We start from the raw sequence: 21,077 nt of genomic DNA, 5'->3' as shown, positions 1-21,077 counted from the left end.
CAGGTATCCAGGTATCCAGGTATCCAGGTATCCAGGTATCCAGGTATCCAGGTATCCAGGTATCCAGGTATCCAGGTATCCAGGTCCATCAGGCCATCCTCGCGAAGCTGGAGCTGGAGGCGCGTCAGCACGGCGTCGAAGGTGCCATCATCACGCCACTGGCGGAATCGGTCATACACTGTGGACCAAGGACCGTAACGCTCGGGAAGATCGCGCCACTTGGCGCCCGAGCAAAGGATCCAGAAGATGCCGTTCAACACCTGGCGGTCATCGCGACGGGGACGCCCCATTGTCTTCGGCGGCGACACGATATCATCGATGAGGGACTAACCGTTGTCAGAGATCTCGTAGCGTCCTGCCATACTTCACCTATGCTATTGCGGCATAGGGGAAATTAGCAAAATCTACTTTTCGTACAAAGCCTAGATCAGTGGTTGATAGAAGTACACCTCATCGGGTGTTGCATCGTCTAGGCCCTGATGGGGCCGCTCCTTGTTGAACCACGTGAAGTAATGCTTCAGCTCCTCACGCAGGTGAGTGCCATCTTCGAAGGCCTTCAGGTAGACGCACTCGTACTTCACGCTGCGCCAGAGCCGCTCCACGAAGATGTTGTCCTGGTAACAGCCCTTGCCGTCCATGCTGATCCGAACATCATAGGCCTCCAGCACCTCGGTGAAGGCCTCGCTGGTGAACTGGCAGCCTTGATCGGAGTTGAAGAGCTGAGACGGTCCATGGCGCGCCAGGGCATCCTCTAGGGCGTTGATGCAGAAGTCCGCATCCAGGGTGTTCGATATTCGCCAGGCCAGCACACGACGGCTGCACCAGTCCATAATGGCCACCAAGTGCATGAACCCGCGTGCCAGGAGGATGTAGGTCACATAGATCGCCGACACCTGATTGGGGCGGTCGATGACATGCCCCCGCAGCAGGTAAAGATAGATCCGATGCCCCTCCCGGGGGCGACTGGTGCGCGGCTTGGGATACACCGCTTATAGCCCCATCTGGCGCATCAGTCGCTGGACGCGCTTGCGGTTCACCGAGTGGCCCAGACGGTTGAGATGGACCGTCATCCGCCGAGAACCATAGACCGGCGTGCGCAGGTGTTCCTCGTCGATAAGGCGCTTCAGCTGCAGATCGTAGCTCCCCATGGCCTTGCGCTGGTAGTACACCGAGGAGCGACTGATACCGAGTAACTGGCACTGGCGTAGGTGGCTGATGTCGGGCGCCTGCGGCTCAACCAGTGCCAGGCGCTGGCCCCGTCTCAACGATCGAGTCTGCGTGATAAAAAATCGCGCTCCACCGTCAGCTTGCCGATCTCACGGTAGAGCGTGTCGATCTCCTCCTGGGTCTTCTGGGCTGCTTTGCCGTCGCCCTTGCCCTCGAAGATTCCGGTGGCGTCGTCCAGCAACTCGCGCTTCCATTGGCTCACTATGATCGGTTGGGTCTCGAAGCGGGCAGGGATTTCCGACATGCTCTCTTCGCCTTTGAGGGCGGCGAGGGCCACTTAGGCCTTGAAGCCGGCGCTGTATTGCCTGCGTTTTCTGCTCATGATCAGGTTCTCCTGTCGGAATGATCAGAGCTTAGCGCCTGGTCCGAATTTCGGGGTCCACTTCAGAGAGGGTAGTTGCCTTGCACGACATGGAGATGCATTGCGCACTGTCTCTAGCCGTCCATGTCCAACGCACGTTGTAACGATGCAGGAAATATCGAGAGCGACTGGCTTTCACGGTCAAAAGTTAGGTAGCCTTAGGGTAGAAAACACTATTCACACAAGGAGGTAGTGTGGCGAGCCTGTATCCCCGCCTGAGCCATAGCGAGCTCGATGCGCTGCCTTCGAGCGGCGAGGCCAAGGTCTACCGCTGGCTGTGTGAGTTGGAGGGCCCGGGGCTTCGAGACATGCAAGGGCTGACTACCCAGTCCCGCAAAGACAATGGGACTTGGATCGGAGATATCGACTTACTGCTTTTTCATCCGCAGCACGGCATCCAGGTTTGGGAAGTGAAGGGCGGAGGTATCTGGTTTGATGGGGGGGGGCAGTGGTGGTTCGAAGGCAACCAAGGTACCTTCAAACTCTACAAAACGTCGCTGGATTCGCTCAAGAAGCAATCCAACAGTTCGCTGAAGGGCATTCAGAAGTTCTTGCCCAGCATTCGTCTGCCGATCGCCCCGGTACTAGTCTTTTCGGATACTTGCTACTGGAAGAGCGAGCTTCCCGAGCTGATCCTGAACAGTGATCACCTACTGCTTAAGGGGGAGCTGGAGCAGCAGGATGTTGACGCCACGACCCGACGCTTCGGCAACGCGGCGTGGGCTGGCCACAGGGAAGATAACTCCCAGCCACAGAACAAGCAGCCGGCGAACCTGATTCAACACCATCCTCTGCGCCCCGCATGCCCGCTGTCTGCCAACCCAGCTCAGAGCTCTACAGACGCCACTACCAGATCCCCAATGACGTTTTCAGCAACATGGTGCTGTACCCCTTCTCCCTGCACCACAGCCACCGAAACTCCTACGAGATCGCCGTATGGCTTTAGGAGCGCCGAAGTGCCGTCGCTGAATCCGGCGAGCACCTGCCCAGCATCGAAAATGCGGTGGAGATCTAACAGTGAAAGACCCAGCAAGAGCAACAGCAAAAGTTGATGCAGACGTTGAAGTGCTAGACGTGGCTATACAATCACCACATCCCGCAGAAAGCCTATATCACCAATCACCGATTGCAGCGATGAAAGAATGGAAGGTCAAGTGACCTGAGTTATTTACCAAGCTGGTGGACAATCATACGGGACCCAGCACCTAATCAATTAGGGAGAGTTAGTATGGAAGCAAAAGAGAAAGCATATCGGGATACGGTCGAACGATATCTGAGGCAACAGGCTGAGCCGGATCTTGAGGCGGCTGTCACTGAAACTCGGGAATATTTCGAAGCTCTTGGGGCCCTTGACGTCGCTTTGCTTAATAAGGTCAGGGAGTTACTCAAGACCGAATTACAGAAGCGTGTTCGCCAGATCAGAGATCCTTACATACTTTCTCAGGCACATGCGAACTGGTATGACGAAGAAAAGTTTTTTTTTGGTATTCATTGGCCAGCCCTGTCCACTTACTTAAATAAAACTAAAGGGTGGTCAACTGAAGCCGTCAGCTCTATCTCAAGGTCCTCGCATGATGTTGTGGCAGAGCTGGGGGATCCGGCAACAGATGAGTTTGACGTTCGTGGGTTGGTGGTAGGATACGTTCAGTCTGGCAAGACGGCGAACATGACTGGTGTTATTGCTCGTGCAGTAGATGCTGGTTACAACTTGGTCGTAGTGCTCGCAGGTACAACTGACAAGTTGCGCCACCAAACTCAGGTGCGGCTTGAGAGTGATCTGGTTTGGCGAAATCCTCACAATTGGCAGCAACTTACGAAACGAAATGACTACGCTGCAGATGGGTCGCTTGTTGAAAGTGGCGATTACAAAGGGGAAGCTTCAAAAAAACTTCCGAACATTGCCGCTAGCGTGACCATGCTTGCTGTTACAAAAAAGCACAGTGTCTTGCTGAAGCGGTTGATTGACGATATAAAAAATACGCCAGCGCCCTTGAGAAATAAGTTGAGGATGCTGGTTATTGATGATGAAGCAGATCAGGCGAGCCCTAATGCGGGCAAGTATGATGAAGACCCGACTATCACCAATCGACGTATTCGGAAGCTACTTAGCTCTCTGCCTGCGGTTAGCTATGTTGGGTATACCGCAACTCCGTTTGCTAATATCCTGATAAAACCGTTCCCGGAAAGCGTCCAAGACGAAGATGAAGATCACCTGGAAGATCTTTACCCTCGAAACTTCATCATTTCTTTGCCTAAACCTGTAGGTTACTTCGGGGCTGAACAGATCTTCGGACGTGACCCCGTTGATGCTGAAGACGAAGGTGGAGATGGCATAGATGTCATAAGGAAAATAAGCCCTGTAGAACTGGAGAAGTTGAATCTTGACAGGGGTGGCATGAGCTTGGAGGACGTGCCAACACTGCGAACTGCTATCAGATGGTTTCTGCTTGTGGTGGCGGCAAGGCTGGCGCGTGGCCAGTCGGACAAGCACTCCAGTATGTTGGTCCATACTTCGCATAAAATTGATGATCATGAGGATCTGAATCTGTTGATACAGGGTGAGGTTGACTCCCTGGAAAAAGATATTGGCCAAACACAATTGTTATCCGATTTGCGCGCTTTGTGGGATAGTGAAGGGAGAGAGGTATCGCCAGAAGAGTTTGGAAATGAGCCTGTTGTATTTGAACAGATTGCTGGTTTTCTCGATGAAGCAGTTAACCGTATTTCAATCGCTGTGGAGAACTCCCAAAGTGATGACCGGTTGTCTTATGAAAGTGTTCCACAGGCGGTGATTGCAATTGGAGGGAATATACTGGCTCGCGGTCTTACCCTAGAAGGGCTCGCGGTGACCTATTTTACTCGTAACTCTCGGCAGTACGACACCTTGCTCCAGATGGGAAGATGGTTTGGATATAGGGACGGGTACGAAGATTTCGTGAGGCTCTGGTTGCCAGAAAAAGTTAGTGACGCGTTTCGTCAGCTTGCTTTGGTTGAGCATGAGCTCCGACAGGAAATCGAAGAGTATTCTCTCAGGAAAGCGAGACCTATAGATTTTGCAGTTCGTATACGGACGCTACCTGGGCTACAGGTTACTGGCCGTAACAAGATGCGGCACGCAACAACTGCAAATATCGATTATCGCGGCCTGCACCTTCAAACCATACGTTTCTCCAGACTAGACCAAGGTATTCTTGAGCAAAATTGGAATGCAGGGGCGACGCTGGCTTCGAAGGCCGAGGTAGACCCCGGGACCTATGTTGGTGAAGTAAATGTTAACGCCATAGTTGAATTTTTCAGGGACTATGTCGTACACAGAAGCCACAGAGATCTTGCTTCAGAATGGCTAGAAGAGTACATCCGAATTAACAGAGACGCTTTGCCACACTGGTCAGTGGTGGTAGTTCAACCGTCAGACCAGAAGAGACCCCAGGCGAGCATCAATCTGGGTCCTGTTGCTCCACGGCTGGTAAGACGCTCTCGACTGGAAGGGACCGACGGGCAGGTTGCAGACATCAAGGCGTTGATGTCACGGTCCGACATTATGGCGGATGTAAACGAGGATCTTCGCCCCAAACCCAATGACTGGAAGAGCTGGGATTGGAGTAGTCTGAAAAATACGAGGGAACAGCTGGTGGGGCCACGCCCAATGCTTCTGTTATACCCGATCGATCAGCACTCGGCCCCTGTATCAAGTTCTAAAGAAAGTAAGAGAACCACCCTTGACGCCAGCCATCACGTTCTGGGGGTTGGCTTGGTTTTCCCCCAATTGGGTGTCCAGGCAAACAACAAGCCAACCAAGTATATTGAGGTGAACCTGAAACGTGGTGATTTCCACGAAAGTGAAGAAGACACGACAGAGGCTGAAGATGGGAACTGATGGCTTCGACGAGCAGGACAGATGGATAACAGGCTCCCCTTGGGGCGACCTACGTGCACATGCTCGTCTCGGGTCTGACACGAAAGAACGCATAATTGATGTTGCAGGCCTGCAAGTGATGGGTCTAAGCCCAGAGTGGGGACTGACTGCTGATGGTCACGCCGAATTTCGGGTTCCCTGTTCTAGAAACGAGCTAAAGCAGGTCCCAGTGACTTCGGCGCAGATTGTAGTTAATTTCTACTTTAGATCCGGGCAGCCTTGGATACGACTTATTTGTAATACGCGGGAGCTGGAGGGGGTCTTCTTTCGCTTCTGTGAATCGCTGATTCGGGAGTTATCTGAAGGAAGCGGGGCAACAGATGCTCTGACCTTGGTGTTGGACCGGTTCCGGAAGCTCTTTCAGCAGCAGGAAGGACAGGTTTCGCCAGAAAGAGTGGTCGGTTTGTTTGCCGAACTTGTCGTTCTGGACAGATTGCTGGAGGCCGGTGTAGATGCTGTTTCCGGCTGGCTTGGACCGACTGGTGAAACCCACGACTTTGTCTTCGATGACACCCACCTTGAAGTAAAAGCATTGAGAGCCTCCGGAGCAAGGTCGTTCCGGGTGTCGAATATTCATCAGCTGGAGTCACCGAACGATACAAGGTTGTTTCTTATCGGTGTACGGATAGCTCCAGGAAATCATACGGTTGGAGGAATGGTAGAAGAAATTAGGTCTAAGATTTCTCCAAAACGTGCAGAGGAGTTGGAAGTTGGACTAAAGGCAGTCGGATGCCAGTATCCAGTGAGTCATGAGTGGAACGAGAATGAATTTTCGGCCCAAGAGCCAGAAGTATGGCTGGTAGATGAAGAGTTTCCGAAGCTGGTTAGCAATATGTTGCCTAATGGAGTGCTTCCTTCGGGAGTTTCAGCTGTTCAGTACACAGTCTCTCTGGAGCATGCCGCGCCGGGGGCGCTGGATGTTCTGTCGGTAGCTGGCGATATTTTGAGTTCAAAAGGGGGGTAGCTTGAGTATGCTGCTTAGTCGACGTTCAGAGCCCTTCAGTGCTGATGGAAACTTGTCTGCGGAAGGTTTTGAGAACCTTCTGGGCACTCCATCGCTAGAGTTGCTTGCAGTTCTGATGCGAGAGGCTGTTCAGAATTCCTGTGATGCAACATGCCCTGTGACTGGTCAGGCGAACGTTTATGTCCGCGTCAGAGACCTTACAGAAGAGCAAAGAAGGATTTGTTTACGGGTTATTTTTGGTAGCTTGCCTGAAGAATCCAGTGCCGCTAGAAACCTGAAAAATGCTCTGAACAGATCGCGAGTTCAGGTTCTTGAAATTGCGGATTTCGGGACGACAGGGTTGGGTGGTCCTGCGCGAGCCAATCAACAGCCAGCTCCTGAAGAGAACGCAGATTTTGTAAATTTCTTCCGAAACGTTGGTGCCGCTCGGGATGTTGAGGGTGGGGGAGGTACTTACGGATATGGAAAAGCAACACTCTATCGGGCTAGTCAGGCGCATTGCATAATTGCTGACACTTTAACTAAAAATCACGGAGTTCCGGTCAGGCGCTTTATGGCCGCGCAAATGGGCAAAGCTGTACCGGGAAAGTATACCGGCAGGCACTGGTGGGGGCAAAGTAGTGGAGAGACCGACGAAACGGTCGATCCTGTGACTGGACACATGGCGGAGTGGCTCTCTCAGGCCATCGGTATGCCCCAACGGGGGGAGGGGGCTGATGAGCGGGGGACAACCCTGATGATACTTGCGCCTCATTTACCCGACGAGTCCCGTGACGTGGTCAACGCTTTGACAGAGTATCTCTTGTGGTATTTCTGGCCAAGGATGATGAAAACCACGCCAAAAGGTAAGCGGTTAAACGCGTTCATTGCATGGGGGGAGGATGAGTGGAGCAAGGTCCCTGACCCTGAGACTTTTGCGCCTCTAGATCTTCTTTGCAACGCGATGAATGCATTGAGGGAGGAGACTGTTGACGATAGCAGCTTACTTGAATCGGATACAGTGAAATGTCAGAGTCCGAAAAGAGACCTTGGTCGGCTGGTCCTTGCTAGGGGGCGGCCTAGACCTCGCCGCTGGCTCTTGCCGCCTCGTCCTCTGGATGGTTCTGATAATAGTCTCACGAGCATTATTCCTGAACGCCTCCATCATGTTGCTTTAATGCGACCCGCTCAGCTTGTGGTTAGATATGAAAAAGGAACTGATCAACAGGATTCTTTCGAAGAGTGGGGAGGGGTTTTTGTTTGCTCAGAGAAATCTGATATTGAGAATGCATTCGCGAAATCTGAACCACCTGCGCACGATGACTGGCAGCCGGAGTCTCTACCGAAACGTTCAAATGAGAAACGTTATGTGAACGTGGCGCTGAGAAGGATTCGGGAAAAAATTAATGTAAAGGCTGAAAACCCGACCACTGACGCGGTTGAAGAAGTGCCTTTGGCAAGGCCTTCAACGGCCATGGGAAGTTTGCTCCCGGGTTCTAGGAGTGGAGGTGCTGGTATGTCAAAAGGTGGGTCAGGAGGTGGTGGAAAAAACTCGCCCTTCACTCAGCCAGCTGCTCTTGGCCTAACAATGGATAATTTGGGTAACCCAATAGCTGAATTCGAGTTTACGGTAAGCAAAGAGTTCCTCGGTCAGTCACTTCAGGCTATACCTGCAGTAATGATTGATGGAAATATGAAAGATCCTGACGAGGCCACTGGATATCCTGAGTTTTTGGAGTGGATTTCTCCTGATGGTTCCCGTATGACTGCATCAGCGAGGCTTTCGCCAGATGCCTCCGGAAGGTGGATTGCCAGAGTGCTGGTTCCCGATGATGTGGCGGTGGGCCTACGTCTTCGGAAATGGGGGGGTAATCAATGAAAAAGGCTGTCCTTCCATTCCTTACGATTCCTGACGAGGCTATATCCACATCGCTATGGAGCGTCCAGCTTGCCACAGGCAGCCTGTATGTTGATCCGGATTATGTGGACGAGTGGGATAACGGGACTGATTTGAGGTTGTGCCGAGATATCGAAATTAATCTCGATAAGTGCTACGAGGCTCTGCGTACTCCGCCGGAAGAAACAGAGCTTCAAATGCTTGTCACAGTTGGAACTGGAGCTGGTTCTATCCCGGCTGGTCGTTGGATGCACCGATATTCAATAGACCCTGAAAGCCCCGTGGTTTATATTGACCTGAATCAGGATGGTGAGCCCCTTGCTGACGTTCTGCACTTGGAAGTGATTATCATACTCTCTAGGTCAGTCACGACTCCCTGTTCGCCAATATCTCCAGTACATGAAGGTAGTATCGTTTGGCAGGATAATAAACGAATAAGGCTTGAAGGGGATGTATCCCGTTTCCCTGTGAGTGAGACAGACCTTGGGTGTTTGCTCGGTCAGGAATGGAGGGGTGCGCTCTGGTACTTGCAGGTTGACTGGGATCCTAGGGCTGCATTCGATTCTTCAGTCAGGCTCCATGTCAACTCTCTACAGAAGGAGTTCGCAAGCCGTTTTCGCCAAGGTGACCCGGAGACAGTGCATTCGGTAATGGCTGATGTAATCAGCCAGATAACAACTGGATGTTTGGGGCTGGGGGACGAGTGGGAGTTTGAGGCAATTGATGAGTTTGGCGCAGTTTCCCTAGGGCAGGTCGCTGGGCACTGGCTAGAAAGTGCTTTCGGCACTATTGAAGCTGCACGGCAGGTTCAAAGACATGCTCCAGGCCAGTTTCACGCGTACCTGAACGCGCTCGCGGCACAGCAAGGAGTACAAAAATGATACTGCTGCCTAGACTCGACAAAGGCGAGGTGGATCTGGTGGCTGCTCAACTAAACCAGGGTCTTGTGGGACCTGAAGAGGCATCTTATATCATTGAGAAGCTTGAGTTGAGGCCTCACTGGAATCTTTCTGGAGGCTATGAGGTTCCTAGTGTGGATCGAGGACGTTTCATTCGAGACGTTGAGAATCTTGCGCGTGAGCAAGGGTATCCCGAATATCCGAGTGTTACCCGTCAGCAGGCGTTTGACAGAGGAGTTTGCCGTCTCCTCGAACGGACCGTTTTTTTTCGCAAAGCCGGGGGCGACACCCTGCGTGCGGCAGCTTGGGCTGGCTTAACGTGCCTTGATCTGCTCAATATTGCGGTATGGCGCCATTCTGCGGAAGGCAAGGGAATCAGCCGTGACCGTCTTCACGGTGGGCCTCGTAACTTTCTTCGTCGGCTTTGGCTGCGCAACAATGCCTTATTACTTGAGATGTCTGAGTATGAGAACCCTTGGGTACTGATTGACGAGATGAGTGAAGACGCAGTGGTTCAGATAATTGAACGGCCTTCACTAGCATCAGATAAAAGGGTTGCGTGTTTTATTGGGCTGGAGTGGAGAAATCGCCGTCAGAAAAACATCAATATGGAGCCGGTCATGCGTCTTGTGACAAGAAGGGTAAGAGCAACCAGTCAGACAAGAATGCTCGGGCTGCTTGATGATAAAAAGCTTGAAGAGGTTGTTGTCCAAGCTTTTGATTACGCAGTTAATCAGTTGGAAGTGCCTTCTTCTTGAGACAGTAATGATAATGAGGATATGTATTGGCTTGTCTTGCGATACTGTTTAGTACAAGTGCCTACGTGAGAGGTCCCGGATGACCAGGTTGCATATTGAAATTACCCATGATTGCGGTTGGCCGATGCTTCAGAAATTTATCCAGAAGTACTTGCATGGATATCAAACTGCACAAGAAAGTGACAATACGTGCCAATACGCAGTCAGTGCTCTCCAGCATCACGGATAGCGAGCTGGCTCGTCAGGATGGCGTTGCCACTGGGATCATCTGGGGGAGGCGGTGTCTATGGTTGACCGCATAAGCGCTCCTACATCTTGGCCTGAGAATGCCTCCACCTCTGTTTAGATGACCTGTCGTCGTGGGGCGTTAATTTTGCAAACCCACTAGGTGGTTTACGGAATACCCCAGCCGGCTAATGACAGGTTTGTAGTCCTGGTTGGCATGGAGCAGATGCAAGTTGTACTGTTGGAGCCAAGTGAACAGATTCTTGTCTTTTTGTTCTTAGTTCTCGTAAGACTTAGCATAGGTACAATCGCGCAGCGCGGTTTGAATGAACAGACTCTGCCTTGCCAGGATGGCGACTCCTTCGATTTAGCCCCTTGCGCTTGAGCATCCGCGCCATCGTGCCGACACCGATGTCCAGCGCCTAGGCGATCTGGCGATAGGTTGATGCTGCCGACGACGTTAGATGACCTGCTCCATGGCGGCGGCGCCGGTCGCACAAGGGCTTCACCAAGGCTCAACGAACGGTCTTGAAGCCCCGGTGGTCTTCTTCGCGGAACTGAGGGACGCACTTGTAGATCGTTCTCAGACTGTCACCTTGGGCTTGAGCCACCTCCCTTGGCTGTATTCCTTCGTCGATGACACGATGTGCCATTAGGGCCCGACTATGTGGAGTGAGACGGCCATTTTTGGTAGTGTTCATCCGGGCCTCTTGAAGCGGTTGGCTGGTTCACATCTCCAGTCTTCCGGGCTGGCTCAGAATGAACAACCTATCTAGAGATCACAGTTAGTTGTTGAATCCCCTGTTTTCCCCACCCAGCCTGCGTAGCGTGCTCAAGCCGCGTGAGGCTTTGACACTGCGGGTGTCTTGGTTCAGGCCTCTAGTGCTGGTGAATGAGGCTGGTTGAGCTTTTCTTGCTGAGCTCTATCCAGTACTTCCATCACCTTGATCGCAATGCGTTGTGCGAGCAGCGGAGGGACAGCATTGCCGACCTGTACGTACTGCTCGGTGCGGTTTCCCTCGAAGTAGTAGTCATCCGGAAAGGTCTGCAACCTGGCCGCTTCGCGAACCGTCAGGCTGCGGCACTGATATGGATCGTAATGAATGAAGTAATGCCCATCTTTTGAGATGTGGCTGGTAATAGTCTTCGACGGTTGATCTTCCAGCACTACCTTGAAACGGTCAGCAAACTTTCCAGATTTCCAGTTCACGTGCTTTGGTGCTAGATACTCTAGGTGAATGTCCTTGGTACCTATCGGGGATCGCTTCATGACCTTGGCGAAGACCGCGCAGTAGAGGTAACGAGCAAGGTCTTCTTCCATGTGGCTTCTGGCTTCGTGGTTGTACCAGAGGCCCCAATTATCTTTGGGCATGGCGCCTTCAAGCCAAATCTCAAGCTCCGAACCGCGCAGTTTTGGCTCTGGTTTTGCTTTTGGCTCATGTCTCCGCTCAAGTCTTTCAGAGATGGGGGTCGCAACCTTGCGCAAAAGTAGGTCCATGCGCTTCAAGTCAGACTTTTCAATATGATCACTTGGGTGTGAGCGGAGTTCACTTGCAACTCTTTCAGCAACTCGCTTTATGGTTGCATACCAGGCTTCTTTACTATCACCGCGACTTAAGCCGCTGCGGAGGTCTGCCAGTTCGCCAATTGCGTCCTTGACTGTTGGTCGTTTATCTTTATCGATTCTGCGCATGCGAAGCAGCTTTGCAAGATCGGGTGCTCCGATTCGGCTGACGAGGTCGTTTCTTACGCCAACAAGGATTACACGGTGACGTGCTTGAGGTATCCCGTAATCTTCTGCCTTTACCACAAACGATAGGTATTCTTCCTCACTGAGTGGTTCTGGATCTTTGGATAAAAGATCTCCAGAAGACCGGGGGTAGTACACACCATCATCAGCGAGTGAGAAAATCGTATATTGCTCTTCCGGATCAGTAGCCTCCGCAGCGGCCTTCCTGTTGGTGGCGGTAATCGGGTCATGCAAGTCTTGGAGAATCTGGCCGAAAATGCGTTGTTTGCCGACCCTAGAGGTCAAGATTCCTTTGACATTCTCCATGACAAACACGGCTGGGGAGTGCTTGGCGATGACATCCAAGTACTCGCGATAGAGGAAGTGCCTCTTGTCTTCTTCTGGACGGTAGTCCTTGTTCCCGCGATTGCGGACACGCCCGACAACGGAGTAGGCCTGGCAGGGCGGCCCACCGATGAGGACCCAGTCCTGGGTATGGTCTAGGCCTTGTTGCAGCCGCTCGTCTAGGGCATGATTTCCGGCCTCACCGCCGAGCTCTAGGCGTAGCGTTTCCTGTTCAGCTTCCAGCCACAGATCGCTGACATCTTCCCTGTTGAGCGGGTGTTCTCCACCCTGCAGGTATTCGAAGTAGGCATCCATGCCCTTGCCGCTGTCGAGCAGGAGGCGGTAGAAAGCACGCAAGGTCAGGGTGCGATGGGCCGATGCTTCCTTCTCGACCGACACCAGCGTCTTGAACTGACGGCTGCGATCCGGTCTCCTGATGGAGCTGAAGCCTTCGCCGAGGCCCCCGGGGCCCGCGAACAGATCTACTATTTGAACCGGCTTCGTCATTGTTGAAAACCTGCAATGTGTTCATGATCAGGAGGTTGGCGTGAACGACGTCGTTGACAGCACGACCCGCTCACGCATGATGCAAAGCATCAGGGGACGTGATACCAAGCCAGAGCTGTTCCTGCGCAGGTACCTCCATTCCCTCGGGTACCGATTCCGCCTTCATCGCAAGGGCCTTCCTGGCTCTCCGGACCTGGTACTTCCACGCCACAGGCTGGTCATATTCGTGCATGGCTGCTTCTGGCACCGCCATGCAGGCTGCTTCTACACGACGACTCCGAAGACGCGGCAGGCGTTCTGGGAGGAGAAGTTCCTTGGCAACGTCCGCCGAGACAACAGAGCCTACCTGGAGCTCCAGCACCTGGGCTGGCGTGTTCTGGTGATCTGGGAGTGTGGCATCAAGCACTGCAGGGATTCCTTATCTGACATCCCCAGAATGATCGAAGCAGTCAACCAGTACCAGGAGTGGCCAGCCATGCCCCCAAGGAGGCGATCTTGCTGCTCATGAAATTGACTTTTTTCGGAAGATGGTTTAAGGCCTCCTCCAGCCGCCATCCAGGCCATGATACCAGGTTGTGCACCCCGATGCAGGTTTGCATCTTTGTTCCATCTTTCTTGCTGTGCAGGCGTGATCCTGATCTCCGCTTCGCTAGAATCTTTCGATCAGGGTCTCATCATTTAGGTGCTTAACTGCACTTCCTTCCATGCCGCAGCGAAGCCATGAGTCCAGTGCATCGATGAGCGTCTGCCAGTAGTTGATCCAGTCTTCCGTCTCAAAACTTTTCTGGAGGTCTTTCTCCATGGAAGAGGCAGGCTCGCCGTCATCACTGACATAACAGTTCGGATCAGTCACTTCATGGAGCCTTTCAAATGAATCGGCATCTTCTACGGTAAATACACCATTCTCCATGTCTTCGTTGATGAGCCGTTCTGCCAGCTTGAGTCTCTCTGAAAGAAGCTGCTTGATCTCTTCCAGTGAAGGCTTTCTGCCGCTGTCTTGAGCTTGCATGTCGACACCTTGAGAATGTGTTTTTATACAGTATAGCAGGATGGAAGAGCCTGTCGGAGTTATCGTCAAATCTGGTGGATGGCGGTCAGGCCGCAGTCCTGTCTGATTGATCGGCTATCTGCTCCCCGTCTTGGAGCTTGATGTTGCTGACGACCAGTTCCAGCTTCTGGAAGTGCTTGATCCGCCTCCAGCGTTTCTGGGCGGACTGGAGCAGCTTGAAGACCATCACCAGGGTCGTGTCCCGGGAGCTGCAGTTCCGGCTTCGCTTCGTCCTCAGGCGGATCGTGGCGAAGGTCAACTCGATCGGGTTGGTGGTGCGGATGCGCACCCAATGCTCTGCCGGGAAGTCATAGAACACCAGCAGTTCGTCCCGATCCTTGGCCAGGCAGTCCATCGCCTGGGGGTACATGGCGCCGAAGCGCTTCAGCGTGCGGTCGAAGGCCTGATGGGCTGTTTCGCGCGTCTCCGCCATCCAGATCTCGTGAAGGTCGGCCTTGACCTTGGGCTGCACCGACTTGGGCAGCTTGTTCAGCACATTGGCCGTCTTGTGGACCCAGCAACGCTGGTGCGCCGTGGTCGGATAGACCTTGCTCAGCGCCTTCCAGAAACCCAGCGCGCCATCGCCGATCGCCAGCCTGGGGGCCTCGGTCAGGCCACGCTCTCGCAGGCCCGTGAGCAGCTCTTTCCAATTGGCTTCCGATTCGCGATGGCCATCCTCGACGGCGACCAGCTCCTTGCGGCCATGCGCCGTGACGCCAACGATCACCAGCAAACACAGCCGATCATCCAATCGCACATTGCTGTAGACGCCATCGGCCCACCAGTACACATAGCGGCGGTCCGACAGGTCCCGCTGACACCAAGCCTGGTGCTCGTCGAGCCACTGGGCTTTCAGTCGCGAGACCGTGTTGGGCGACAGGCCCTTGGCCTGGTCACCCAGCAGGGCCGACAGGGCCTCCTGATAGTCGCCGGTGGAGACACCCTTGAGATAGAGCCATGGAATCAGCTCCTCGACGCTGCGGGCCCGTTTCAAATAGGGCGGCAACAGGGTACTGTTGAAGCAGGCCTGGACGCCACTCCGGTCCCTCACCTTGGGCACCTTGACAGTGACGTCACCGATGCCGGTCTGCACGGTGCGCTCCGGCAGATAGCCGTTGCGTACCACCGACTGCCGACCGTCTTCCAGGATTGTGTCGGCATACTGTGCCAGGAAGGTGGCCAACTCGGCCTTGGCGATCAGGTCTCTTGCCCCTTGGCGCAGCAGCTCGTGCAACGGGTCCGAAGTCTCGGATTCTGGCTGCGACAGGGCTCGGAGGGTAGAATCGATCATGGCATATCCGCTCTTGTTGATTGAGATCTTGGTCGTGATCAATCAACAAGATACGCCACCCTTCCTACCTCCTCCCGTACACCAGAAACCACCATAGCTCTTCGCTTACCCTTCAGCGGGGATTTGCTAATATGTTAAGTACGTGAATCCATCACATAGCTAGGAGTGTTCATGGAATTCTGTCCACGGTGCCAGGGTGGCGCCATTGATGCTCCTAATTGCCCACTTTGTGGTGGTTGCGGCTGGGTTTCCGACGAGCCCGCTCCGGAGGTGCCAGTTAAAACAGAGTGCCATCCCGCGCCGCCCATGCGCCACCCCGCTGACCGCCCCCATTCCAAACGACACAAGCGTAAGCTACACCCGCCTGCCTTCACCCCCGAAACGCCGGCAGGCGACACGGATTACGCAATTATTCAGCAGCGCCGACAGAAAGAGAGAGAACGACAGGCGTTGCTAACGAAGCGTCGCCGGGAGGCCCGTCGAGCTGAGCGCAAGAAAGCCAAGGCACAGGCCAAGGTACAGGCCAAGGCACAGGCCAGAGCGCAGCCCAAGGCTGAAGCCCAGGCCCGACATGCAGCGAAGCAACATGGGTGGGGTTATACCGAACGCCGTTGCTGGGACGTGCGGGCGCGTGAACTCAAGCCTGATAGTAAGGAGGGGACTATCGTCGGGGGGCCGCAGCAGCCCAAAAGGAAAGCGTCAGGTAAATCTGCCACGCAGAGCCAGCGTCGTAGCTCGCGCCGGCAACTCTCTCGAGAAGAACAGTCTGCCAGGCAGGTGCGCAACACTCAGTTGGGTGATTCCCTGAAAGAGATAAGAGATCTTTTCACTAGTGTCGTGCCCGGCCCAGGACAGGAAGAGGATGGGGGGCGGGATATGGGGCATAGTTTCCGTGACGAGGGTGGGCAGTTCGGATCTATGCCCCTCTATGACGACTACGACAACTAGTCATCAAGCTATGAGGCTTATCGGGGTGTCCGCTCCAGGTGGGCCACTTCAGCTAACAGTCACAGCATCCTTCTGAGGACAGGGAGAGGGGACGTGAAGCGACTATTCATAGCTCGTATCAAGAATCGAAGGTGACACCTTCATGCCCCAGTGGGCATATTGAATTGATCTTCTGTTTTTCAGTGAGGGTTGCTCGTTCAAAGTTCTTGGTCAGGTAGTGCTCAAGTTTGTTGGAGCCATCATCGTTCGAGTACTCTTGTAACAGGTACCTGTTGATTCTGTTGTCTGGAGCAACCTTCTGGTTTGAATTGGCTATCCTCTTCTGGATGATCTCCTCCATCCTCTCTGGCTCAGGCAGCATGTTGCTTTCATCAGATATGATCATGTGGAAATGGATGTTGTCCATGCTTGGTGTCGCCTCTTTCACGACGAAGCCCCTGAGATGATCTCTTCCCTTGTTGTATCGGTTCTTAAGGATTGCTCTGTTCAAGTAGAGCAGAAAGGTGTTGAGTAGGGATGTCGCTGATTTTTCATTCACGCCATACTTGAATGTCAAGGTGAGATGGTACCGTGTAGGCTGTCTGGCGAGCATCTCAATGTGTGCTTTCCTCGTAGGGTCTTGAACTCTATCGTCATTGGTGATTATCGGCTTCTTGATGGTTGGGTTAAGCATCTTAATACTCTCCTTCATTTCCTTTAGACAATAATGTACTCAATGCGCCGCCTTTGCTTGATGGGCGCTGCAGCTACTCATATCAGTTGTGATCCTCAAGTGCGTATCCCGCTATAGAAGCGTAGAGTCACAGGTGAAGAACGAGATCCTCACACACCCGGCCGCACACCGGTCCGCATTCTGGATCTCAGAGTCTATTTAGTGCACCGTCGTTAAAGCCCGTAGAGGTCCTGTGGTGTGAGATTTCGATGCCTAAATTACGTAGGAATACGTCAGCGGCGACAGACGCAGCAGCCTTGGCCAAGCAAGCCCGGCGCAAGCGTCTCCAGGAACTGATTGCCACCACGGTCATCCCAGATTTCTGTGGCGTTGATGGTTGCCCAGGAGCGATCGAGTGTGGGAGAGACGTATTCAAGGAGTGCGCTAGCTATACCGACCTTGCTCACACCTTGAACACTCTGAAAGAGGAGACGCTGTCTGGGATGAAGGGCAATTGGAAGCCGCAAATGGTGAAGAATCTGTTTAAGGACTTCGATGAGAACCATAGGCGATAGGCAAGGCCGTTCTGATCCTGTCGGCTGATCGCTCAGCGGCAGATGCATGGAGAGTGGTTCGATGACGAGGGGGCACTCAAGCTTCCTTGCCCACGACCCTTGAGGCCGCTCTTCTAACCACCCGTGAGCGGCCCTGAGCGATCTACGAGACTGGCTTAACCGGCAGGAGACACCTTGCAGCTGACCCTTGCGGTATCATCGGGGATGCTTCCCGGGAGGCGATCAGCTGGGCCTCCGTGAACGCCACGGGCGGGCTCTGACTCGGCATTGATTCCCGGTAGTGAAGCAATGACGATGACAGGCGAGCAGGGGAATTCAACCAGGGAGGGAGCATGTACGACCTGATCGGAGACATCCACGGTCATGCCGAGCCACTCAAGCAGCTGCTCGACAAACTCGGCTATCGTGAGCAGGGAGGCGTGTGGTGTCATCCGCGACGCCAGGTGATCTTCCTTGGCGACTTCATCGACCGAGGACCTGAGCAGGTCGAGGTCGTGCGTATCGCCCGTGGCATGGTCGAGGCTGGCCAGGCCCTCGCCGTGATGGGCAATCACGAATACAACGCCGTGGCCTGGGCCAGCGAGGATCCTGAGCGTCCCGGTATGCCGCTTCGCCCCCACAGCGACAAGAACCGCCGTCAGCATCGGGCCTACCTGGAGCAGGTGGGGGAGGGCACCTCCATGCATCACGAGCACATCGCCTGGTTCAAGACGTTGCCGCTCTACCTGGATCTGAACGGCCTGCGCGTCATCCATGCCTGTTGGCATCGTCCCTCCCAGGAGATCCTGGCGGACTACCTCGACGAGCAGCAGCGTCTCCTCTCCGGCGCCTGGCCAGCCGTGGCACGCGAGGGGAGTGCCGCCTACGACGCTTTGGAGACCGTGCTCAAGGGGCTGGAGCTCCCGCTGCCCCGGGGCCATGCCTTCCATGACAAGGACGGGAATCCCCGCAAGCACATACGTACCCGTTGGTGGCGAGAGGAGGCCTTGACCTATCGGGATCTGGCGATGGTGCCGGAGGAGGCCATCGCGCAGATTCCACATGACCCCGTCCCTGAAGACGTGCTCCCGGGCTACGACGGCGATAAGCCGCTGTTCGTCGGTCACTACTGGCTGACCGGCACTCCCGAACCGCTCAGCCCCCACATCGCCTGTCTCGACTACAGCATCGCTGCTAGCCAGACCCCCAGCGGGGTCGAGGGCAAACTGTGCGCCTACCGATGGGATGGAGAGGCCACATTGAATCCGTGCCGTTTCGAATGGGTGGAGCATAGCGCCAACTCATGACGGGGCAGAAGTGAAGGAGTCTTCGATGAAGGATCCGAAACGGCTTCAAGGCGGTTTCACCTGGCAGCCGGTATGGGAGAGCAGACGTCCCCGCTTCTGGCTGGCGCTGCAGGGTGGTCGAAGATCCGGAGAACTCTATTTCATCAATGACTCGGATGAGCCTCTGGCGACCGTTATGGTGGCGCCGTCAGGATTCATGACGGCGGATGAGGACACGCTGACCCTGCAGGCCGCCGACTACACCTATCACGACGTGGTGCCCGGTGAGGCGGTGAAGGTGGCCGAGTTCGATGGATATTACGACCTCGACCTCGTGTTCAAGCTCGGCATCGAGGTGACGAGCCTGCGATACGGGAAGGTGCAGATGACGACTCCGCCAAAGAAGTGGTACGTGCCGGGGCAGGTGTTGCTCTGGGACGACGATGAGCCCGGGAGGAATGTCACGGTGCAACGCCAAGTTTAGCGTGTCCAACGACGGAGCTATGCTGCATCCGTGGGGCCCCTGATCTATTCTCTCGAGAGTCGGCTGCTCGGGCAGGGCTGCTACGCGATCGACCTGCGTGGTTATCGGTGCGCATGAGGACGCTATCATGCCGGGAAAGACGCGACGCAAGCGCCAAGACACCTTCGATTTCCTTTCGATGTGGCTGACGGGGTACGACTTCCGGGTCGAGCTGGGAGTGAATACCAACCTGAGGATGAGCCCGGTGTGGGTGAGGCTGGAGGATCGGATCCTCGAGTCCCGCAACTGGCTGGAGATCAGTGGCAAGTGCTTCGATCCCGAGGAACGTGCAGGGGAGAAGTTCGTGATCACGCTCTCCGCCGAGCCAAGTCCGAAAGGTTTCAGTGAGACGGTGCGGGACGTTCAGCAGCGTGATCGCAACGGTGTGCCCCAATTCCGTCCGTACCGTGGCGTTCAGGTCCCGGTCTTCGAGTGCCCCTTAGGCGTGGCGGTACTGTCCCGAGAGCGGAGGGACGGCCCATGGCATGCCTGGATGTCTGTCCCTGAACGCTATGTCAGCGACTGCCTGACCGTGTTGAGTAGCAAGACAGTCCGGTACATGTTCATCCACGAGCACATCGTCGGGAGGCAGCGCTGGATCAACGGCTTCTCGATCCAGTCGGGCAATCCCATCGAGTGAATCCTGTGAGCGCCTACCTGACAGGCCTTGCCTCCAGGTTTCGATGCCCTAGAGGTCTTGCTGTTATCATTCTCCGGGGCTACCGCTACCAGAATGCGGAGTGATGCTGCTTGACCTCACCGCCGACGTTCGCCTCCAGCTCTCGCTGAGGATGCCCAGTAGAGCCAGGCTGAATGCAACCGCAGCCAACGACTGCTGGCCACCGTCGACTTTCACATCCGGGAGCTGGGTAAGGAAATCGTCAGGCTAGGTTTACCGAGACAAGACGATCCTTGGGCGCTAAGGTGGGAGCGTAGGACACCGGAATACACGCCGCGGTAAGAGGCGCCGGTTAGGGTGAAACCCTAAGGGAAGATTACAGCAACCTGGTCAATGAAGAAGCCCATCTAGCATTCGCCCAAGAGATGGCGCTGTAGCGTGCGATCCAATACAGGTGCCGACCGAGGCTGGGTGTCCTCATGCTCATTCTGAGGAAATTGCATGGCAAGATCACTTCAGGTTTGGCGTACAATCGCCATCTTCATGGTGGTCCAGAAGTCTGTACACAGCTTAAATTAAAAGCCGGCTTTCTGGACAAGTCATCAAGGACACTTATCGGTGTTTGAGAGGCTATGATTGAAATTGAGGGTTATCTGTTACAGAAGAAGCTGGAAGGCGCTCTCCGCCAAATCGTTGGGGAGAACGCCTGGCGAGGGCGCGAGTTGAAAGTTCCTGGCAGTCGTCGACGATGGGACATGGCGTACGAGATAGACGGTATAACCACGGTCGTGGAGTTTGATGGAGATGCTCATTACTGGAATAGCCTCAAAATCAAGGTGGATGCGGAGAAGGATGCCATAGCAGAAAAGCTCGGATACAACGTTGTACGTGTTCCGTATTGGGTGCAGCTGACTACTGAGACCCTTTTTTACTACTTTGGCTTTGAGGGAGCAATTAAGCAGAAATTTCCACATGGATTCATCGCCACCAAGATTTTTCCAGCCTCATACTCTGAGCTTGGTGTTGAACGGTTTACGAATGAGCTTGTGGATCTACCGAAGGATATTCGTAAGGAAGTAGAGGAATCATTGCGTGATAGAGCAAAAGAGCATGGTGAAGAGTATGTCCTTCCGACAAACCTGCGACATTTGCTCTAGCAAGTGCGCCAGCGCAGATCGGCGCTCCAAAGCCGGCCAGTTATGCTAAACGCCATATTGGAAAGGTGGAGTTGAGTATTGCTGATCAGATAGTTCAGAATATACGGTCGGATCAATCCAATAGGTCTGCTGCGCAGGTATGGAGGAAAATGATCCCCCCTACACCGAGAATTACCTTGGAGAAGATATCCT

Annotated in this window: 17 protein-coding genes and 3 pseudogenes; 13 read left to right on the top strand and 7 right to left on the bottom strand. The window is 54.2% G+C overall.

Annotation, left to right across the window (positions count from 1 at the left end; all coding sequences use genetic code 11):
- Positions 1 to 71: 71 nt before the first annotated feature.
- Positions 72 to 320, bottom strand: a pseudogene (locus ACXAFN_RS02245) (transposase); the annotation flags it as partial.
- 102 nt (positions 321 to 422) lie between these two features.
- Positions 423 to 1,504: pseudogene (locus tag ACXAFN_RS02240) on the bottom strand (IS3 family transposase).
- A gap of 278 nt (positions 1,505 to 1,782) precedes the next feature.
- Between ACXAFN_RS02240 and ACXAFN_RS02235 the strand changes: the two are divergent.
- The 7 genes and pseudogenes from ACXAFN_RS02235 to ACXAFN_RS02205 all read left to right on the top strand — a co-directional run.
- Entirely contained in the window at positions 1,783 to 2,640 is an 858-nt protein-coding gene (locus ACXAFN_RS02235; protein ID WP_474985813.1) for a hypothetical protein, read from the top strand.
- A gap of 176 nt (positions 2,641 to 2,816) precedes the next feature.
- Entirely contained in the window at positions 2,817 to 5,465 is a 2,649-nt protein-coding gene (locus ACXAFN_RS02230; protein ID WP_474985812.1) for a Z1 domain-containing protein, read from the top strand.
- Positions 5,455 to 6,468, top strand: coding sequence for a PD-(D/E)XK motif protein (locus tag ACXAFN_RS02225; protein WP_474985810.1), 1,014 nt, complete (start codon positions 5,455 to 5,457; stop codon positions 6,466 to 6,468). The genes ACXAFN_RS02230 and ACXAFN_RS02225 overlap by 11 nt, the downstream gene beginning before the upstream one ends.
- Position 6,469: 1 nt before the next feature.
- A complete protein-coding gene (locus ACXAFN_RS02220) occupies positions 6,470 to 8,326 on the top strand; it encodes a hypothetical protein (RefSeq protein WP_474985808.1) in 1,857 nt (618 codons plus the stop codon).
- Positions 8,323 to 9,225: a hypothetical protein gene (locus ACXAFN_RS02215; protein ID WP_474985806.1), complete on the top strand. Its 903-nt coding sequence runs from the start codon at positions 8,323 to 8,325 to the stop codon at positions 9,223 to 9,225. The genes ACXAFN_RS02220 and ACXAFN_RS02215 overlap by 4 nt, the downstream gene beginning before the upstream one ends.
- Complete coding sequence (locus tag ACXAFN_RS02210) at positions 9,222 to 10,001, top strand: DUF6339 family protein (RefSeq protein WP_474985805.1); 780 nt, start codon at positions 9,222 to 9,224, stop codon at positions 9,999 to 10,001. The genes ACXAFN_RS02215 and ACXAFN_RS02210 overlap by 4 nt, the downstream gene beginning before the upstream one ends.
- Before the next feature lie 155 nt (positions 10,002 to 10,156).
- Positions 10,157 to 10,270, top strand: a pseudogene (locus ACXAFN_RS02205) (IS481 family transposase); the annotation flags it as partial.
- A 471-nt stretch (positions 10,271 to 10,741) separates the two neighbouring features.
- Here the strand turns inward: ACXAFN_RS02205 and ACXAFN_RS02200 are convergent.
- A complete protein-coding gene (locus ACXAFN_RS02200; protein WP_474985803.1) occupies positions 10,742 to 10,927 on the bottom strand; it encodes a leucine zipper domain-containing protein in 186 nt (61 codons plus the stop codon).
- 170 nt (positions 10,928 to 11,097) lie between these two features.
- Entirely contained in the window at positions 11,098 to 12,807 is a 1,710-nt protein-coding gene (locus ACXAFN_RS02195) for a DNA cytosine methyltransferase (RefSeq protein WP_474985801.1), read from the bottom strand.
- A 40-nt stretch (positions 12,808 to 12,847) separates the two neighbouring features.
- Here ACXAFN_RS02195 and ACXAFN_RS02190 point away from each other — a divergent pair, with 40 nt between their 5' ends.
- Entirely contained in the window at positions 12,848 to 13,315 is a 468-nt protein-coding gene (locus ACXAFN_RS02190; RefSeq protein ID WP_474985799.1) for a very short patch repair endonuclease, read from the top strand.
- Positions 13,316 to 13,456: 141 nt separating this feature from the next.
- Here ACXAFN_RS02190 and ACXAFN_RS02185 read toward each other — a convergent pair whose 3' ends face one another.
- Positions 13,457 to 13,816 carry a hypothetical protein gene (locus ACXAFN_RS02185; protein ID WP_474985797.1) on the bottom strand — a complete coding sequence of 120 codons (360 nt, stop codon included), beginning with the start codon at positions 13,814 to 13,816 and terminating at the stop codon, positions 13,457 to 13,459.
- Between the two features lie 85 nt (positions 13,817 to 13,901).
- On the bottom strand, positions 13,902 to 15,146 hold the full coding sequence (locus tag ACXAFN_RS02180; RefSeq protein WP_474985795.1) for an IS256 family transposase: 1,245 nt from the start codon (positions 15,144 to 15,146) through the stop codon (positions 13,902 to 13,904).
- A 171-nt stretch (positions 15,147 to 15,317) separates the two neighbouring features.
- Between ACXAFN_RS02180 and ACXAFN_RS02175 the strand changes: the two genes are divergently transcribed.
- On the top strand, positions 15,318 to 16,094 hold the full coding sequence (locus ACXAFN_RS02175) for a hypothetical protein (RefSeq protein WP_474985793.1): 777 nt from the start codon (positions 15,318 to 15,320) through the stop codon (positions 16,092 to 16,094).
- Between the two features lie 118 nt (positions 16,095 to 16,212).
- Here ACXAFN_RS02175 and ACXAFN_RS02170 read toward each other — a convergent pair whose 3' ends face one another.
- Complete coding sequence (locus ACXAFN_RS02170; protein WP_474985791.1) at positions 16,213 to 16,767, bottom strand: hypothetical protein; 555 nt, start codon at positions 16,765 to 16,767, stop codon at positions 16,213 to 16,215.
- 886 nt (positions 16,768 to 17,653) lie between these two features.
- Here ACXAFN_RS02170 and ACXAFN_RS02165 point away from each other — a divergent pair.
- The 4 genes from ACXAFN_RS02165 (at position 17,654) to ACXAFN_RS02150 (ending at position 20,885) form a co-directional block, all read left to right on the top strand.
- The gene (locus ACXAFN_RS02165; RefSeq protein ID WP_474985790.1) at positions 17,654 to 18,607 is read left to right on the top strand and encodes a metallophosphoesterase; all 954 of its coding nucleotides are present in this window, start codon (positions 17,654 to 17,656) and stop codon (positions 18,605 to 18,607) included.
- A 25-nt stretch (positions 18,608 to 18,632) separates the two neighbouring features.
- Positions 18,633 to 19,070: a hypothetical protein gene (locus ACXAFN_RS02160; protein ID WP_474985788.1), complete on the top strand. Its 438-nt coding sequence runs from the start codon at positions 18,633 to 18,635 to the stop codon at positions 19,068 to 19,070.
- 127 nt (positions 19,071 to 19,197) lie between these two features.
- Complete coding sequence (locus ACXAFN_RS02155) at positions 19,198 to 19,749, top strand: hypothetical protein (protein ID WP_474985786.1); 552 nt, start codon at positions 19,198 to 19,200, stop codon at positions 19,747 to 19,749.
- A gap of 611 nt (positions 19,750 to 20,360) precedes the next feature.
- Complete coding sequence (locus ACXAFN_RS02150; RefSeq protein WP_474985785.1) at positions 20,361 to 20,885, top strand: PDDEXK family nuclease; 525 nt, start codon at positions 20,361 to 20,363, stop codon at positions 20,883 to 20,885.
- The last annotated feature ends 192 nt before the right edge of the window (positions 20,886 to 21,077 follow it).

The sequence above is a fragment of the Halomonas sp. ABH4_019 genome (assembly GCF_056159885.1).
Note: the sequence above shows the minus strand (reverse complement) of the source record. Positions and strands in the feature narration are given on the sequence as shown.